The sequence below is a fragment of the Novosphingobium sp. genome (assembly GCF_031424035.1).
GTDB lineage: Bacteria > Pseudomonadota > Alphaproteobacteria > Sphingomonadales > Sphingomonadaceae > Novosphingobium.
This window is the reverse complement of the sequence record NZ_JANPGP010000048.1, coordinates 1-16,629: the sequence shown is the minus strand read 5'-3', so window position 1 is coordinate 16,629 and position 16,629 is coordinate 1. Positions and strand designations below refer to the sequence as shown.

Below are 16,629 nucleotides of genomic sequence, written 5' to 3'. Positions count from 1 at the left end.
GTGTTGGGTTCGTAACCGGGGCCCGGGGAGATGGCCATGCGGTTCGGTAAGCTCGATCTCAACCTGCTGGTGGCGCTGGACGCGCTGCTGACCGAGCGCAGCGTCAGCCTTGCGGCAGACCGTCTGTGCCTGTCGCAGTCCGCCACGTCGAGCGCGCTGGGCCGCCTGCGGGACTATTTCGGCGATGACTTGTTGGTCGTGCGCGGTCGCCAGATGGTGCTCACCGCGCGCGCGGAAGAGCTGGTCGATCCGGTGCGTGCCGTGCTGGAACAGGTGCGCCAGACCATCGCGGTGGCCCCGCAGTTCGATCCCGCCACGTCGGACCGCCAGATCCGCCTGATGGCTTCGGACTATTCGACCGAAGTCCTCATTTCCAAGGTAATCGGCGAATTGGCCGCCACTGCCCCACACATGCGCTTTGAAATCCAGCCGATGAATGACCACCCGGTTGACCTGATCGAGCGCAACCAGATCGACCTGCTGCTGACCATCGACTTTGCGATTTCGGCCGATCATCCCAGCATGATCCTGTTCGAGGACGATCATGTTGTCGTCGGTTGGGACCAGAACCCGATCATGCAGGAACCGATCACTAAGCAGGGCTATTTCGACGCGGGCCATGTCACTTCGCGCTTTGGCAAGTCTCGCATCCCGGCATTTGAGGATGCGTTCCAGCGCCGGCAGAAGAAGCAGAACCGCCGGGTCGAGATTGTTGCGCCGACCTTCCTGTCAGTGCCGCGCCTGATCATCGGCAATCACCGCATCGCCACGATGCACCGCCGCATGGCCGAGCGCATGGTGCAAATCCACCCACTCGTCATGTGCGAGTTGCCGTTCGACATCCCGCCTATTCGCGAAGCCTTGCAGTGGCACATCACCAACAACAACGATGCCGCGCTGCGCTGGGTGATCGAGCGCATGGCAGCCCATGCCAAGACTGAAGTTCCGGTTCATACGCCCAAGGTCGTGCCGATCGATCCGATGGTGCGCGAAGGTGTGCGCGATGACCTGACGGCGGTCTATCGCGGCAGGGGCAGACCTTGAGCGCTGGCGGAAAAAGCTGATCGCGCATCGGCAATTGCGGGGCTGTTCTCCTCGATCCAGCCGATCAGCTTGGCCGCTTGTGCGTGCAGCGCCGCGCCCCGTTCGCTGAGTTCATAGCTGACCTGCGGGGGCACGTGGGCCGTCGCATGGCGCAGGACAAAGCCATCACGCTCCAGCGCGCGCAGCTTGAGCGTCAGCATCCGCTGCGAAATCGCCTTTTCTTCGGATAGTCCGCCCAGCACACGGCGCAGCTCTGCATGGCGGCAGGCCCCGGTTGCGAGCACCAGCAGGATCAGCGTGGTCCAGCGGTCGCCCAGAAGCCCCATGACCTCGCGCACCGGAGCATCGCGGTCTGTCCCATGCGTCTGCATCTGCGCGGTCAACGCGGCGATGGCGGGGCGGCTCAGGATCGAATTGCGGGCATCGCCCATCGCGCTACTGCGTCCTTTGGCAAGGCACAAAAAAGTGCCGTCTTCCCCGATCTCTCGCGCACATTATGACGCTGGGCAAAGCAGTCAACACAAGGGGATTGGGCCAGTGGCAGATGCGATCCGTATGGACGGCAAGGTGGCGATCATCACCGGCGGCGCCGGCGGCATCGGCGCGGCTACCGCGCGGCTTCTGGCGGCGCGCGGAGCCCGCGTGGCAATTGCCGACATTGCCTTTGACGCCGCGCAGGCTGTGGCCGGGTCGATTGATGGCGCGCTCGCGGTTCCGCTCGACCTTGAACAGGAAGCCTCAATCGAGGCGATGATCGCCACGGTCTCCGCAAAGTTCGGCCGGATCGACGTGCTGCACAACAACGCCGCGCTGCTCGGCCCGGACATCGCGGCTGCCGATGGCGATATCGAACACATGGACACGGCCCTTTGGGATCGCACCTTTGCCGTCAATGTCCGGGGCACGATGATTGCCTGCCGCGCCGCCTTGCCACACCTGCGGGCCAGCCGTGGCAATGTGGTCAACACCGTCAGCAATCTCGCGCTGCAGGGGCACATGATCCAGGCGGCCTACTCGTCGAGCAAGGCGGCGATCATCCAGATGACCCGCGCAATCGCGGCGAGCCACGGCATTCACGGCGTGCGCTGCAACGCGGTTGCCCCCGGCATGACGATGACGCCAGCCTTGCGCGAGGCCTTCCCGCCTGCGCTTCGTCAAGCCGTGGAAGACGAAACCCTGCGTGACCAGCTGGGCGCGCCAGAGGATATAGCCGAGGCGGTTGCCTTCCTCGCCTCGGACGCCGCGCGCAACATCACGGGGCAAGTGCTCGTTGCCGATGGCGGCTGCGCCAGCCACGTGCCGGGCATTGCCCGCTTCCGCTCCTTCTTCGCCGGAGACCAATGATGAGCCACTACGATATCGTCGTCATGGGCGCGGGCCACAACGGCCTGACCGCAGCCGCCTATATGGCCAAGGCGGGCAAGCGCGTTCTCGTGCTTGAGGCGAAGGACCACTACGGCGGCGGGGTTTCCACCCGCGAACTGCTGCGCCCCGGCTTCTGGCATGATGAGCACTCCAACGTGCACATCATGATCCAAGGCAACCCCATGCTGCGCGAGGATGAACTGGGCTTACTCGGCAAATTCGGACTCGAATACATCTACCCCGATCTCGTCCATGTCAGCATCTGGGACGATGGCACGGTAATCCGTTCCTACAAGGACCTCGACCGCACCTGCGCGGAATTGGCGCAGGTTACGTCCGAAAAGGACGCCGAAGCCTATCGCAAATTCGTGGGCATGAGCCAGACCGCGCTGCCGATGCTGATGAGCGGGCTCTATTCGCCGCCGTTCCCGCTGGGCGCGTTTGTCGCCATGATGGACCAGTCCGATGAAGGCCGCTTCCTGCTCGATCTGATGCAGCGGTCGGCGCTTGATGTCGTCAGCGCCTATTTCGACAGCGACCTGCTGCGCATCCATATCGTCCGCATGGTCACCGAGAACCTGCAGATGCCCGATGAATTGGGCACCGGCATGGGTGCCTTCGTCATGCCGGGGATCATCCATACTTTCGGTTGCTCAATGCCGAAGGGCGGGTCGGGCCAGCTGAGCCACGCGCTGGTCCGCGCGATCGAGCATTTCGGCGGCGAGGTGCGCGTCAGTTCACCGGTGAAGCGCGTGCTCGTGTCCTCCGGAACGGCGAGCGGTGTCGAGCTGGAGTCTGGCGAAACGATCTTGGCCAAAGACGGCGTGATCGGCCAGATTCACCCGCACAAGCTGCGGCAATTTGTCGGCGAAACGCCCGAGCCGGTGCTGCAACGCGCTGAGCGGGTGACCCAGTCCACCTTCTCCATCAACCTTACTCATATGGCGCTGAAAGAGCGGCTAAGGCTTAAGGTCGGCAATGATTGCAACGCCATGATGACCGAGCTGATGGACTTCTACACCATGCGCGACATGTGCCTTGAATATGACAAGCTGCGGCGCGGCGAGGTCTCTTCGCGGCTGATCGCCGGGGGCGACAACACGATCTTCGATCCGACCCGCGCGCCCGAAGGGGCGGGCGTGTTCTACGGCGTCAATTTCGCGCCGTACCATTTGGCGGATGGCCGCGCGGCAAGTTGGGATGCGGTGAAGGAAGGCCACGCTGACCGGGCGCTGGCGCAATACCGCAAGTTCTTCGTCAATCTCGATGACGACAACATCATCGCCCGCAAGGTCTGCTCGCCGCTCGATCACGAACGCGGCTCGCCCAATTCCATGGTCGAGGGCGATGCCCACGGCTGCGCGCCGTTCTTCTACCAGTCGATGGGCCACCGCCCGACGCCTGACCTTGGCAGCTTTCGCGTGCCGGGCGTGGAAGGGCTCTACCTCGCCGGGCCGTTCATGCACCCGGGCGGCGGTGTCTTCGGGGCGGGGCGGGCCACGGCGATCCAGATGATGGACGATATGGGGATCGATTTTGACAAGGTGTGTGGAGGGCCAGTGTGATGCGCAACAACAAGGTGCCCGTGGCCAAGATCCTCGATGCCAATGACAAGGAACTGATGGCGATTCGCGGGATTTCCGGAGAAAATGGCAATCTGGTGATCCGCGGCAAGATCTTCGGTGCCATGCCGATGGTCGCCAAGCTGACCCCGGCTGAGGCACGGGCGGCGTTGAAATTGCTGGATTTCAGGACATTTTTGTTCCTGTTGACCCTGCTCTTCCGAAAATAATACGTATCGTTACAAGATATATCTTGAAATAGTATCTTGAGCCGCCTATCTCCATCGCATGCACATAGCGAAGGAGTTACAACGCATGCATTTCCACAGAGGAAACAAAGGCCGGGGCCCAGGTCCCCGGATGCGCGGCGAAGGCGGATTTGGTCCGGGTTTCGGCGCAGGATTTGGTGAAGGCTTCGGCCGCGGCTTCGGTCCCGGACCGGGCGGCGGGGGCGGTGGTCATCGTCGCGGCAAGCGCTTTGCCGGTGAAGAACTGCGGCTGATGGTGCTCGGCCTGCTCGCCGAGGAAGCACCGCAGCACGGTTATCAGCTGATCCGCAGCTTTGCCGCGAAAAGCGGCGATGCCTATACCCCCAGCCCGGGCGTGCTTTACCCGCTGCTCACGCTGCTGGCCGATATGGGCCTGGTCGAGGAAGTCGGCGGCGAGGGCACGTCGCGCCGGTCTTATGGCCTGACGGATGCTGGCCGCGCCGAGATCGAAGCGAAGCGTGCGGTCATCGACGGCGCGTTCGCCCGGCTCGCTGCCATGGCCGAACAGGCTGGCCGCGCCGATGCCGCACCGATCAAGCGCGCCATGATGAACCTGCGCACCGCATCGATGCAGCGCATGGTTCGCGGCGATGCGGACAGCGAAACTGCGCTTGCCATTGCGGCCTTGCTCGACGAAGTTGCTCAGAAGATCGAGAGGTTTTGATGGAATATTCCAGCACCGCAATCGTGCCCACCGAAAAGGGCAGCCGCTACCTTCAGCAGCTGTGCAAGCATTGGGCGCACAACCTCGCCGTTGATTTCGACGAGACAAACGGCCGCGTCGTCTTCCCCAAGGACGCGCGCGGCGCGGACTGGCCGGGGGACGGCGTGTTCACCATGGCGGCGGGTGACATGGCGCTCACCTGCCGGATCGAGGCGACGTCGGAAGGCCAGCTTGAAGGGTTGAAAGGCGCGGCGGAACGCCACCTCAATCGCTTCGCATTTCGTGAGGGCGACCTAGCCTTCACCTGGCAGGACGACTGATTGGCGGGGACGAAACCGGCGACCATCCGATTTCGTCGATATCCTGAGTTCCGATCAATCCATGGGTCGGAATTGCGCTGGATCAAGAACCCCGCGCTGCCGCCGGAGCATCTCCCCTTCATCTGATGAAGGAGTGTTCCGCAATGGCAATTATCGGCATCCGCCGCCTGACCTGGCTGGTCGAGGACGTGGCGCAGTGTAGCGCGTTCTTCACTGACTTCGGGCTGTCACTGGTCAGCGCGAAGACGGACGAAGCCCTGTTCGAACTGCCCGACGGGTCGCAGACGGTTCTGCTCGAACGCGGCCATCCGCGCCTGCCTCAGGGCACGGCGCAAACTGGCAAGGGCGTGTTCGAATGCGTCTGGGCGGTCGACAGCGAGGAAGGCCTTGCGCGGATCAAGGCGCGGCTTGAGCCTGACATAGAGCTGACAACCGATGACGAGGGCGTGGTCCACTTCGTCACCCCGTTCGGGCAGGCAATCGGCCTCCAGGTCTGGCAGCCGCGAGCCGTGTTTGGCGCGCCGACGCCGCAAAACACCGTCGGGCGGATCGAACGACTCAACCAGCCGCGCAAGTGGATTGACCGCGCTCTGCCCAAGCGCACGCACCACTGCGTCTGGACCTTTCCGGACGTGCAGCAGGCGCTCGAATTCTACCGCGACAAGCTCGGCTTCCGCATCACCGACATGCAGAAGGGCTTCGGCGTCTACATGCGCGCCGATGGTTCCTACGAGCATCACAACATTTTCCTCGCCAATGCCCATGCGCCGATGCCTGGCTTCAACGGCACGCTGAAATTCCACCACGCCAACTGGGAGGTGGAGGACATCGACGAACTGATGGTGGCGAAGAACTACCTCGACCGGCGCGGCTACAAGTACGGCGACTGGCACTGGGGCTTTGGCCGCCACCGCCTGACCAGCGCCGCCTTCTTTTACGTTCCCTGCCCAGCGGGCGGCGATGCCGAATATGGCGCCGATTGCGACTGCGTCGACGATGGCTGGAAACCGCGTATCTGGGACGGCGCCTTCGGCACGGCGATCTACATGACCAACCTGCCGGACTTCATGGCGGACGAGCCCAACTGGGATGTCGCCTATGCCCGGCCAGACCAGCTTCACTACCACCCTGCGGACCCGGCGCCCATAGCCGAGGCCGCTGAGTGACTTCCCCCACCCTCGTCATTCCCGCGAAGGCGGGAACCCATCTCCGACCGAATGTTTAAGCGCGTCGCCGGAGATGGATCCCCGCCTGCGCGGGGATGACGACGATAAATGAACTGCGAGAGGAACCCATCATGAGCAAGGCACAGAACGTTCTCGTCATCGGCGGCGGTGTCGCCGGTCTCGCCGTGGCCATCGCGCTGCACCAGAAGGGCGTAGCCGTCGAAGTGGTCGAGAAAAACGCCGACTGGTCGGTCTATCACGTCGGCATCATCGTCCAGGCCAACTTCATCCGCGCGCTCGATCAGATCGGCTGCGGCAAGGCAGCGGTCGCGGCTGGATTCCCTTACAAGGGTGCGCGCTTCCTGAGCACCGGCGGCGAGATCATTGCCGAGCTGCCGGGCGTCTCCGAAGTCGATGGCCTGCCCAGCGACCTCGGCCTGACGCGCCCCGCCTTGCACGAAGTGCTCACCAGCCGCGTCAAGGAACTCGGCATCCCGGTGAGGCTGGGTGTTTCATTCGAGAGCTTCGAGGACACCGGCTCCAGCGTGACCGTCCAGTTCACCGACGGCACCAGCGGCTCCTATGACCTGATGATCGGCTGCGACGGCAACTATTCCGCCGTGCGCAAGGTGCTCTGGCCCGAGGCGAAGCCGGCCTTCACTGGCCAAGGCGTGTGGCGCTACAACGTGCCGCGCCCGGCGACCCTCGAATGGTCGGACCTCTACATCGGCAAGCCGAACTTCCACGGCAAGGCTGGCTATTGCCCGCTGACTCCCGAAGAGATGTACATCTTCGTCGTCTGCGAAGAACCGGGCAATCCCAGGTTCGCTCCTGAAACGCTGGCCGACGAAATGCAACAGCGGCTCCAGGGCTATGGCGGCCTGCTGGGTGAGGCGGCGAAGGCGATCACTGATCCCTCGCTTGTCGTCTATCGCCCGCTCGAAGCCTGCATCATGCCCGATCCGTGGTATCAGGGCCGCGTCGTGCTGATCGGCGATAGCGCGCACAGTGCCACGCCGCATCTGGGGCAGGGCGCGGCCATGGCGGTCGAAGACGCCGTGGTACTGGCCGAGGAACTGGCGGCGAAGGACATCGATCCGGCGCTGCGCGCTTTCATGGACCGCCGTTTCGAACGCGCCAAGCTGGTTGGCACCAGCTCGATCAAGCTCGGCGAATGGGAAATGCACCCGGAAAGCGCCGGCGATCCGGTCGCGCTGACCGACATGATCCGCCGCAAATTGGCCGAGCCGGTCTGATCCAGATCAATTCGCCGGGCGGGCATTGCCGGTATTGCTATCAATCATAGCAATCCGGCGATGCCCGCCGGCCCCGTTGGAGAGCGTTGCCATGGCCTCTGATTCCCTGACTGCGGACCGCTTCCGCTTTGATCCCTACTCTCCCGCGAACGACGCCGATCCGTTCCCCGCCTACAAGGTCTTGCGCGACGACTTCCCCGCCTTCTGGTGCGAGGAAGCCGGCATGTGGGTGCTTAGTCGCTACGACGACGTGCTCGCTGCGCTGACCAACTGGCGCACCTACTCCTCGGCCAAGGGCAACCTTGTCGATGAGTTTCCGGGGCGCGCCGGATCGACGCTCGGCAGCAGCGATCCGCCACGACACGACCGCCTGCACTCGCTTATCCAGTCAGCGATGACCAAACGCGCACTTGACCATATCCTTGAACCGGCACGGGCCTCGGTGGCCGCGCATCTCGCCGAAATCGAGGGCAAGAATTCCTTCGATTTCGTGTCCGAGTTCGGTTCGAAAATCACTGTCGACCTGCTGTTCTACCTGTTCGACATGCCGCGCGACCAGGCCGAAGAGGTGCGCGACAATGCCGTACTGATGGTCCAGACCGATGCCGAAACCCGGCAGAAATCGCCCGAACACCTCGCCGCGTTCCAGTGGATGGCGGACTTTGCCGAACGCCTCGTGCAGGAGCGCAAGATGAACCCCGGCGAGGATCTGCTGTCCAACTTCATCACCGCCGAAATTGATGGCGAGAAGCTGCTCGACAAGGAAGTGCAGCTCACCGTCACGACGCTGATCATGGCCGGGATCGAGAGCCTTTCGGGCTTCATGGGCATGTTCGCGCTGAACCTTGCCGACTATCCCGAAGCGCGCCGTGCGCTGGTCGCCGATCCCTCGCTGATCCCCGATGCCATCGAGGAATCGCTGCGCTTCAACACCTCGGCGCAGCGCTTCAAGCGGTGCCTTCAGGTCGATACCGAACTGCACGGGCAGACCATGAAGGCGGGCGATTTCGTCATGCTGTGCTACGGTTCGGCCAACCGCGACGAGCGCCAGTTCGCCGATCCCGACACCTATGACATCACGCGCCGGCCCAAGCGCCACCTCGGTTTTGGCGGCGGTGTCCATTCGTGCCTCGGCGCGATGCTGGCGCGGGTGGCCTGCCAGGTGGTCTTCGAGGAATTCCTCAAGGCCGTGCCCGAATTCCACCGGGTGGACGCGGAGCTGTCGTGGGTGCCATCGTCGAACTTCCGCAGCCCGCAAGCGCTGTGGCTGCGCAAAGGACCGGCAGCGGGTTAGGTGTGTTCAGAGCTTGGGGTTCCCCGCGCTCCATTTCACCGAAAGCTCGATCCCGCTGCCCACCGGCAGCAGCACCGATTGCAGGTCCGGCTTGGCATGGAGCGCCGCGCGGAAGCGGCGTACATCCTCACGCCACATGGCAGGATCGATGATGTTGTCCGAAGCGATCACGCCTTCCTCGGACAGCTTGGGATAGACCGCTTCGAGGCAGGGAAGGTAGAGTTCCTTCCAGATGTCGAGCAGGACGAAATCCCACGGCCCCGGATCGGCGGCGAGCAATTCCAGCGCGTCGCCGCAGCGGAAATCGACGACATCGGCAAGGCCCGCTTCGTTGAGTTGTTCGCGGGCGAAGGCCTGCTTGTAGTCGGCCAGTTCCATCGTCACGACCTCAGCGCCAACCATCTTCGCGGCATCGGCGAGGAACAGCGTGGAATAGCCGTAGCTGGTGCCAAATTCGAGCACCCGGCGCGGGCGGCGGGCCACGATCAACGCATGGAGCAGTGCACCCACCTCCTTGCCCACCGGCAGCAGGAATTCGTCGCGCACGGCAAGGCCGGCCGGGCCGAGTTCCTTCTGGCGGGCAGCATCGGCGGCGGCGCGGGCTTCATAGCGTTCGAAGACTGGCTGTGCGGCGGCGCTGTGGAAGATCATGCCTCGGGTTCCTCGACGAATTCGATCAGGTTGCCAGCGCAGTCACGAATGAAGCAGCCCTTGCCGAACTCTTCGCGCACCACGAAGGGCACGTCCACGTCCTTTTCGGCCATTTCCGCGATGAAGGCGTCAAGGCTTTCGACGCGGAAGGCGACATGCTTGTTGCCATGGGTGCGGATGTCGCTCGGCGGGTGGCTGCGGCCTTCAGGGAGGGGATTGCCATCCTCGGGCTCGAACAGTTCGATGCGCAGCGAGCCTTTGCGGATCATCGCAGCTTGGGCGCGGGCGGGGGGGATGTAGAAGCGCTTTTCCTCGGCAAAACCGAGAACGTGGCCATACCATGCGATTGCCTCGTCCAGGCTGGGCACTGACACGCCGCCATGGTGGAAGGTGAATTCCGCCATCAGGCGGGCGTCTCGGCGGCGATCAATTTTGCCAGAACGCGCCGCGCGGTCGTGCCGCCGGCATCGATGCCGAGGTAGGCGGGCTTGAGATCCCAGAAATCGCGTCCGTCCATATTGGCGAAGGTCGCCTCGATGATCGGCTTGTCCTCAAGGTCAAAGGCTTGGCCGAACAGAGTTCGCAGCATGGCGTCACCATCCTCGCTGGGCGGGAAACCGCGGGTTGTGGCCCAGAAATAGTGCGTCGAGGTCGCGCTCTCGGGCGTCAGGATATGCGCTTGGTGCGCAACAACGGGATTGTCCTCGCGGTCTGCGCCGTGCGGGCAGGCGCCAACCTGCAGGTACATCGCGGCGGGGGCATCCCAGCGCATGTCGAGCCAGTGGTCGCACCGCGTCGCAGGATCATAGATGCCATAGGTGTGCGGCGGGGCGGCGACATCGGTCATCCACCAGTTCGAATGGAGCTGGATGCCGTCCTGTTTCAGGCTGTGCTGGCCGGAGAAGATCACGCCGTTGCCGGCGAAGCTGCCCTTGTGCACCCATTCGATGTGCGACAGGTCGAGCAGGTTGTCGATGCCCATCTCGTAAGGCGCGTCCATAACCGTGTACCCACTGAGCGGCGCACCGTGGCCGGGGACTTCGAGCATGGCGAAATCGCGGATTGTGGCGGGGTCCGCCGCGCCTGCATTGCCCGCCCAGAACCACACGATGCCATCACGCTCGGCAGTGGCAAAGCTGCGGACGCTGGCGCCCTTGGGCAGCGTCTCGGAGTAGGGATTGCGCACGCAGGTGCCGCCGGCGTCGAAGGTCAGGCCGTGGTACGGGCAGACCAGCGAATCCCCTGCGCGCGTACCCATCGACAGCGGCGCGAAGCGGTGGGGGCAGCGATCGAGCAGCGCGGCCACGCTGCCGTCCTGCTTGCGGTACAGCGCGAGCGGATCGCCCAGCAGCTTGCGCCGCAGCGGAACCTCGCCAATCTCATGGCTCCAGCCGGCCATGTACCAGCAATTGCGGAGGAACTGGCCCATGCTGTTTTCCTTCAATCCGCGGTCCAGCCGCCGTCGATGATCATGCTGGTGCCGGTCATCAGCGCTGAGGCGTCGGACGCGAGGAACAGCACAGCGCCCATCAGGTCTTCGGGCGTGCCGATGCGCCCCAGCTTGATCTTGGCCAGCACGCTCGCCTTGAAGCTCTCGTCCTCGAACATCGGCGCTGTCATGGGCGTGGCAATGAAGGTCGGCGCGATGGTGTTCGAGCGGATGCCGTATTGCGCGAGGTCGAGCGCGAAGGCCTTGTTCATGCCCTCAAGCGCCCACTTGCTGCCGCAATAGAGGCTGCGGTTCGGCCCGCCGACGTGGCCCATCTGGGACCCCATGTGGATCAGGCTGCCCTTGGTGCCACTGTCGATCATCCGCCGCGCGCAGGCCTGCGCCACGAAGAAGGCGCTCTTGACGTTGAGGTCGAAGACCGCGTCGTAGTCCTCTTCGCTCACTTGCCACATCGGCTTGGGGCGGTTGGTCCCGGCGTTGTTGACGAGGACGTGGAACGGGTCCTGCGCGGCGAAGAAGGCGGCGACGGCGGTGAGGTCGGACACGTCGAGGACCTCGGCCCGCGCGCCGTGGCCGATAGCCTCGGCGGCGGCTTCGATCTCGCTCGCGGTGCGCGCGGCGAGCGTTACCTCGGCCCCGGCATCCGCCAGCGCCTTGGCTGCCGCCAACCCGATCCCACGCCCCGCCCCCGTGACCAGCGCGCGCCGGCCATCGAGGCGGAAGCTGGGGGTCATGGGGAGGGGCATATTATCGACTCACGCAAAGGCGCAAAGGCGCGAAGAGGGAGAAGGTGGTTGCTCGCGCAAAGATCGCAAAGGGCGCGGAGAAGGCGCGAATGCGGCGAAGCCGCCCTGCAATCAACGGGCTGGATAGGGGGCGCCTTCGGCGCGAAACCCGCTTTGCGCCCTTTGCGATCTTTGCGCGAGCCATATGTCTCTTCTTTGCGCCTTCGCGCCTTCGCGTGAGATAAATCATCATGCCCGGGTCAGCTCGCTTGGCTCGGCCTGTCCGGCATAGGGGACATTGCGCCCGCCGAAGCGGCGCACGCGGATATTGGCCTGTTCGCCGTGGCCGGCAAAGCCTTCCAGCGCGCACAGACGGCTGCAATATTCGCCGATCAGCGTGCTCGCCTCGTCAGTCAGCACCTTCTGGTAAGTGCAGGTCTTGAGGAATTTGCCGACCCACAGCCCGCCGGTGTAGCGCGCCGACTTCTTCGTCGGCAGCGTGTGGTTGGTGCCGATCACCTTGTCGCCATAGGAAACGTTCGTGCGGTTGCCGAGGAACAGCGCGCCGTAATTGGTCATGTTGTTGAGGAAGTAATCGGGGTCCTGCGTCATCACCTGCACGTGCTCGCTGGCGATGTCGTCGGCGATCCGGACCATCTCTTCATAGCTATCCGCGACGATCACTTCGCCGAAGTTCTCCCACGCCTTGCGGGCATGGTCGGCGGTGGGGAGGATCTGCAGCAGACGCTCGATCTCGGCCATGGTGGCGCGGGCGAACTTTTCGCTGTTGGTCAGCAGCACGCCGGGGCTGTCCGGGCCGTGCTCGACCTGGCCGAGGATGTCGGTTGCCGCCATTTCCGGGTCGCAGCCGATCTCGTCAGCGATGATCAGCGTCTCGGTCGGGCCGGCGAAGAGGTCGATGCCGACGCGGCCAAACAGCTGGCGCTTGGCCTCCGCAACAAATGCGTTGCCCGGGCCGACGAGGATATCGACCGGATCGATGGTTTCGGTCCCCAGCGCCATCGCGCCGACTGCCTGGATGCCGCCGAGCGCATAGATCGCATCGGCCCCGGCCATGGCCTGCGCCGCAACGATGGCGCGGGCGAAAGTGCCCTGGAACGGCGGCGCGCAAGTGATGACGCGGCTCACGCCCGCAACTTTCGCGGTGATCACGCTCATGTGCGCGGAGGCGAGCAGCGGATACTTGCCGCCGGGAACATAGCAGCCGGCGGCGTTGATCGGCACGTGCTTGTGGCCCAGCACCACGCCGGGGAGGGTTTCCACCTCGACGTCCTGCATCGATGCGCGCTGGATCTGGGCGAAGTTCCGCACCTGCGTCTGCGCGAACTCGATGTCCTTGCGTTCCTGCGGGGTGAGCGAATCCACGCAGCGGTCGATCTCGGACTGGCTGAGGCGGTAGTCCTCGCGGTCCCAGCCATCGAAATTGTTGCTCATCTCACGGACCGCGGCATCACCGCGCTTCTCGATATCCGCCAGCGCCGCCTCGACAATGTCGCGCACCTTGCGGTCGGCGTCAGCCTTTGCCTCGGCGGTCGCGCCGCGCTTGAGCCACTGTGCCATGATACTCCCCAAATTTGCTGTCTGTTGGTTCCGCCAATGCCCCAAGGCGCCCCGCGCGACCATCGCATTGTGTCGATGGGTTGGTATCGATGCTATTCCGTTGTTCTCGGCCCGGTGAGGCCTTAACCGGCGATCAAAGCCATTGGGCAAAGCTAATCGGGAGACATGCGAATGCGCCTTGCAACTGTGAACGACGGCACCCGCGACGGGCGGCTGGTGGTGGTATCGCCGGACGGCACCTCGTGTGCGCCGGCTCCGGTCAAGACCTTGCAGGAAGCGCTGGAAAACTGGGACGCGGTCGCCCCGCAGCTTGCCGCCGTCACTGACTATCCCGAAGCGCTGGATATGGCGCAGGTCATGGCCCCGCTGCCGCGCGCATGGCAGTGGCTCGATGGGTCGGTCTATGCCAGCCACGGCGCGCTGATGGACAAGGTGATCGGCATCGACAAGCCGGCGGTCGACTGGCCGCTGATGTACCAGGGCGTGTCGAACAAGTTCTACGCCCCGACCGAAGACGTACGCATGGCCGACGAGGCGCTTGGCATCGATTTCGAAGGCGAATTCGGGATCATCACCGATGCCGTGCCGATGGGCACCTCGGTCGCCGATGCGGGCAAGCACATCCGCCTTGTCGTGCAGATCAACGACTGGTCGCTGCGCGCGCTGGCCGGCCCCGAAATGAAGACAGGCTTCGGCTGGGTTCAGGCCAAGCCGCCGTGCTCGATGGCGCCGTTTGCCGTGACTCCCGACGAACTGGGTGGCGGTTGGCAGGACTTCCAGCCGAACATGAACCTTCGGGTTCACTGGAACGGCAGCCAGTTCGGTGACGCACATGGCAAGGCGATGGGCTATGGCTTCGATGCCCTTGTCGCCCATGCAGCGCGAACGCGCGATCTGGTGGCGGGCACGGTGATCGGCTCGGGCACGGTCTCGAACGAGAACTTCCGCGAGGTTGGCTCGTCCTGCATCGCCGAGCGCCGCGGGATCGAGATCGTCGACGAGGGCGCGGCGAAGACCGAATTCATGAAGTTCGGCGACACCGTTCGTATGGAAGCCCGCACCGCCGATGGCGCCACGCCGTTCGGCGCGATTGACCAGAAAGTCGTGCCGGCGTGAGCGGGATGAGCGATTCAGGATTGCCTCCGGTCCAGCGTGTCGTCACCGGTCATGATGAGCAGGGCCGTGCGGTGTTCAAGTCCGAGGACGTGACGCCGACGAAAATGATCCCCTCGGGCGATGCTTCGTTCCTGCTCGTCTGGACCACGGCGACTGTCCCGGCGGACAACAACGACCAGACCGATGGGCGCGAGCGTGATGCCGGGCTGACACTCAATCAGGGATCGGTGATCCGCATTGTCGACATGCTGCCGGGCAAGCAAAGCCCGATGCACCGCACCAATTCGATTGACTATGGCATCGTGATGGAAGGCGAGATCGAGCTTGAGCTGGAGGACGGCGCGAAGCGAACGATCGGGCAGGGCGGCATCATCGTCCAGCGCGGCACCAACCACTTGTGGCGCAACACCAGTGACAAGGTCTGCCGGATTGCCTTCGTGCTGATCGAGGCTCCGGCCTATCTGCATGATGGCGTGCCGCTGCCGGAAGACAAGCCGCACTGATGTTCGACCTGTCCGGCAAGAGCGCGATCGTTACCGGCTCAACGCGGGGCATTGGCCGCGCCATTGCCGAGGCGCTGATTGCGCAGGGCGCGCGGGTGCTGATGTCCAGCGAGGATCCCGAGGACACGGCGCGCGCGGCGGCTGAACTCGGCCAGCCGGGAATCGCTTGCGACGTTGCCGACGATGCGGCGCTGGCGCAGCTGGTGGACTTTGCACTCGCCGAGCTGGGTGGCATCGACGTGCTCGTCTGCAATGCCGGGATTACCGGACAGGCAGGGCCGTTCGCTGATATCGACATGGACGATTACGCGCGGGTGATGGCGATAAACCTCCGCAGCCAGGTCGTGCTGACCGGCCTTGCCCTGCCGCACATCGCGGCGCGCGGCGGGGGAGCGGCGGTGCTGATCGCCAGCCTTTCGGGCCTGCGCGGCAATGGACGGATCAACGCCTATGCGCTCGCCAAGGCGGGGGTGGCGCAGCTGGCGCGCAATCTTGCGGTCGAATGGGGGCCAAGGAACGTGCGGGTCAATGCCGTGTCGCCCGGCTTCATCGCCACCGAGCTGTCAGGGCCGCTGCTGGCGGACGGGGCCTTCATGGCGCGGCGCATGGCGCAAACCCCGCTACGGCGGCCGGGCACCCCGCAGGAAGTGGCCGGGGCGGCGGTGTTCCTCGCTTCGAGCGCAGGGGCGTTCGTCACTGGCCACAACCTCGTGGTCGATGGTGGGACGCTGATCAGCGACGGCAGTTAGTCGCCCAGCGCATACCCGGCTGAGCGGACGGTGCGGATCGGATCGTCCTTGCCGGCGACGGCAATGGCGATCCGCAGGCGGCGGATGTGGACGTCGACCGTGCGTTCGTCGATCTCGGCATCCTGTCCCCAGACCGCATCGAGCAACTGCGCGCGCGAGTGGACGCGGCCCGGTCGTTCCATGAAGTGGCGCAGCAGGCGGAACTCGGTCGGCCCCAGATGCAGCGCCTCGCCGCCGCGGCGGACGCGGTGGGCGGCGGGATCAAGCTCGATATCGCCGTGGATCAGCAGCGATCCGGTCAACGCCGGACGGCTGCGGCGAAGCAGCGCCTCGGCGCGGGCGAGCAGTTCGCGGGGGGAAAACGGCTTTGTCACGTAATCGTCAGCGCCGGTCTTGAGGCCGCGAATCCGGTCCTCCTCCTCACCGCGCGCGGTGAGCATGATGACCGGGACGGTGGCGGTTTCCTTGGCCTTGCGCAGCTGGCGGCAGACCTCGATCCCGGGCACGTTCTCGATCATCCAGTCGAGGACAATAATATCGGGAATGTCCTCGCGCACCAGTTCGAGTGCTTCCTCGCCATCGGCGGTGACGCGAACCTTGCAGCCCTCGTTGGCGAAGTGCCAGACGATCAGTTCAGACAGCGCCGGATCGTCTTCGACAATTAGGACCGAGGCTTTCATCGGCGGGACTTTTCACTGCCCGCTGGCCGCTCGCGTTCTGCATAGTAGAGTCCGGTCGCGGCGAAATAGACCATTTCGGCCACGTTCGTCGCGTGGTCGCCGATGCGCTCAAGATTGCGCGCGACGAACAGCAGGTGCGCGGCGCTGCTGATTGTCGAGGGGCTTTCCATCATGTGGGCGACGAGATTTCGGAACAGGCTGTCATAGAAATTATCGAGCTTTTCGTCGCGCTTG

The 16,629-nt window shown here is 64.4% G+C and carries 20 protein-coding genes; 12 read left to right on the top strand and 8 right to left on the bottom strand.

Annotated elements, in window-relative coordinates:
• Positions 1–36: 36 nt before the first annotated feature.
• Entirely contained in the window at positions 37–1,044 is a 1,008-nt protein-coding gene (locus tag RMO89_RS07295; RefSeq protein ID WP_310532179.1) for a LysR family transcriptional regulator, read from the top strand.
• On the opposite strand, the gene RMO89_RS07290 is transcribed toward RMO89_RS07295, so the two are convergent.
• Entirely contained in the window at positions 1,020–1,475 is a 456-nt protein-coding gene (locus RMO89_RS07290) for a helix-turn-helix domain-containing protein (RefSeq protein WP_310532177.1), read from the bottom strand. The two genes, RMO89_RS07295 and RMO89_RS07290, sit on opposite strands and share 25 nt — an antisense overlap.
• Positions 1,476–1,581: 106 nt before the next feature.
• On the opposite strand from RMO89_RS07290, the gene RMO89_RS07285 reads away from it, so the two are divergent.
• The 8 genes from RMO89_RS07285 to RMO89_RS07250 all read left to right on the top strand — a co-directional run bounded on the left by RMO89_RS07285 (position 1,582) and on the right by RMO89_RS07250 (position 8,940).
• Entirely contained in the window at positions 1,582–2,388 is an 807-nt protein-coding gene (locus RMO89_RS07285; protein ID WP_310532175.1) for an SDR family oxidoreductase, read from the top strand.
• Positions 2,388–3,974 carry an NAD(P)/FAD-dependent oxidoreductase gene (locus RMO89_RS07280; RefSeq protein WP_310532173.1) on the top strand — a complete coding sequence of 529 codons (1,587 nt, stop codon included), beginning with the start codon at positions 2,388–2,390 and terminating at the stop codon, positions 3,972–3,974. Before RMO89_RS07285 ends, RMO89_RS07280 begins: the two co-directional genes overlap by 1 nt.
• A complete protein-coding gene (locus tag RMO89_RS07275; protein WP_310532171.1) occupies positions 3,974–4,201 on the top strand; it encodes a hypothetical protein in 228 nt (75 codons plus the stop codon). The genes RMO89_RS07280 and RMO89_RS07275 overlap by 1 nt, the downstream gene beginning before the upstream one ends.
• Positions 4,202–4,331: 130 nt before the next feature.
• The gene (locus RMO89_RS07270) at positions 4,332–4,904 is read left to right on the top strand and encodes a PadR family transcriptional regulator (RefSeq protein WP_310532169.1); all 573 of its coding nucleotides are present in this window, start codon (positions 4,332–4,334) and stop codon (positions 4,902–4,904) included.
• On the top strand, positions 4,904–5,224 hold the full coding sequence (locus RMO89_RS07265) for a DUF2218 domain-containing protein (RefSeq protein WP_310532167.1): 321 nt from the start codon (positions 4,904–4,906) through the stop codon (positions 5,222–5,224). The genes RMO89_RS07270 and RMO89_RS07265 overlap by 1 nt, the downstream gene beginning before the upstream one ends.
• Before the next feature lie 143 nt (positions 5,225–5,367).
• Positions 5,368–6,390, top strand: coding sequence for a VOC family protein (locus tag RMO89_RS07260; RefSeq protein ID WP_310532166.1), 1,023 nt, complete (start codon positions 5,368–5,370; stop codon positions 6,388–6,390).
• A gap of 131 nt (positions 6,391–6,521) precedes the next feature.
• Positions 6,522–7,646 (top strand): FAD-dependent monooxygenase, encoded by a 1,125-nt coding sequence (locus RMO89_RS07255; protein WP_310532164.1) that lies wholly within the window; start codon positions 6,522–6,524, stop codon positions 7,644–7,646.
• Between the two features lie 91 nt (positions 7,647–7,737).
• The gene (locus tag RMO89_RS07250) at positions 7,738–8,940 is read left to right on the top strand and encodes a cytochrome P450 (RefSeq protein WP_310532163.1); all 1,203 of its coding nucleotides are present in this window, start codon (positions 7,738–7,740) and stop codon (positions 8,938–8,940) included.
• A 6-nt stretch (positions 8,941–8,946) separates the two neighbouring features.
• Here RMO89_RS07250 and RMO89_RS07245 read toward each other — a convergent pair whose 3' ends face one another.
• The 5 genes from RMO89_RS07245 to hisD form a co-directional block, all read right to left on the bottom strand.
• Positions 8,947–9,591 (bottom strand): class I SAM-dependent methyltransferase, encoded by a 645-nt coding sequence (locus RMO89_RS07245; RefSeq protein ID WP_310532162.1) that lies wholly within the window; start codon positions 9,589–9,591, stop codon positions 8,947–8,949.
• On the bottom strand, positions 9,588–9,995 hold the full coding sequence (locus RMO89_RS07240) for a VOC family protein (RefSeq protein ID WP_310532161.1): 408 nt from the start codon (positions 9,993–9,995) through the stop codon (positions 9,588–9,590). The genes RMO89_RS07245 and RMO89_RS07240 overlap by 4 nt, the downstream gene beginning before the upstream one ends.
• The gene (locus tag RMO89_RS07235) at positions 9,995–11,020 is read right to left on the bottom strand and encodes an aromatic ring-hydroxylating dioxygenase subunit alpha (protein ID WP_310532159.1); all 1,026 of its coding nucleotides are present in this window, start codon (positions 11,018–11,020) and stop codon (positions 9,995–9,997) included. The genes RMO89_RS07240 and RMO89_RS07235 overlap by 1 nt, the downstream gene beginning before the upstream one ends.
• An 11-nt stretch (positions 11,021–11,031) precedes the next feature.
• Complete coding sequence (locus RMO89_RS07230) at positions 11,032–11,787, bottom strand: SDR family oxidoreductase (protein WP_310532157.1); 756 nt, start codon at positions 11,785–11,787, stop codon at positions 11,032–11,034.
• 228 nt (positions 11,788–12,015) lie between these two features.
• Positions 12,016–13,347 carry a histidinol dehydrogenase gene (gene hisD / locus RMO89_RS07225; protein ID WP_310532155.1) on the bottom strand — a complete coding sequence of 444 codons (1,332 nt, stop codon included), beginning with the start codon at positions 13,345–13,347 and terminating at the stop codon, positions 12,016–12,018.
• Between the two features lie 171 nt (positions 13,348–13,518).
• Here hisD and RMO89_RS07220 point away from each other — a divergent pair, with 171 nt between their 5' ends.
• Genes RMO89_RS07220 through RMO89_RS07210 form a run of 3 tightly spaced genes read left to right on the top strand, consistent with a single transcriptional unit; the run spans position 13,519 to position 15,715 of the window.
• On the top strand, positions 13,519–14,463 hold the full coding sequence (locus tag RMO89_RS07220; RefSeq protein ID WP_310532153.1) for a fumarylacetoacetate hydrolase family protein: 945 nt from the start codon (positions 13,519–13,521) through the stop codon (positions 14,461–14,463).
• A gap of 5 nt (positions 14,464–14,468) precedes the next feature.
• Positions 14,469–14,966 carry a cupin domain-containing protein gene (locus RMO89_RS07215; protein ID WP_310532151.1) on the top strand — a complete coding sequence of 166 codons (498 nt, stop codon included), beginning with the start codon at positions 14,469–14,471 and terminating at the stop codon, positions 14,964–14,966.
• Positions 14,966–15,715 carry an SDR family oxidoreductase gene (locus RMO89_RS07210; RefSeq protein ID WP_310532149.1) on the top strand — a complete coding sequence of 250 codons (750 nt, stop codon included), beginning with the start codon at positions 14,966–14,968 and terminating at the stop codon, positions 15,713–15,715. Before RMO89_RS07215 ends, RMO89_RS07210 begins: the two co-directional genes overlap by 1 nt.
• On the opposite strand, the gene phoB is transcribed toward RMO89_RS07210, so the two are convergent.
• Both phoB and RMO89_RS07200 read right to left on the bottom strand, forming a co-directional pair.
• Positions 15,712–16,395, bottom strand: a complete 684-nt coding sequence (gene phoB / locus RMO89_RS07205) for a phosphate regulon transcriptional regulator PhoB (protein ID WP_310532148.1) — start codon at positions 16,393–16,395, stop codon at positions 15,712–15,714. The genes RMO89_RS07210 and phoB overlap by 4 nt on opposite strands.
• Positions 16,392–16,629, bottom strand: a 238-nt coding sequence (locus RMO89_RS07200) for a PhoU domain-containing protein (protein ID WP_310532146.1), incomplete at its 5' end; no start/stop codon positions are given. The genes phoB and RMO89_RS07200, both read right to left, overlap by 4 nt.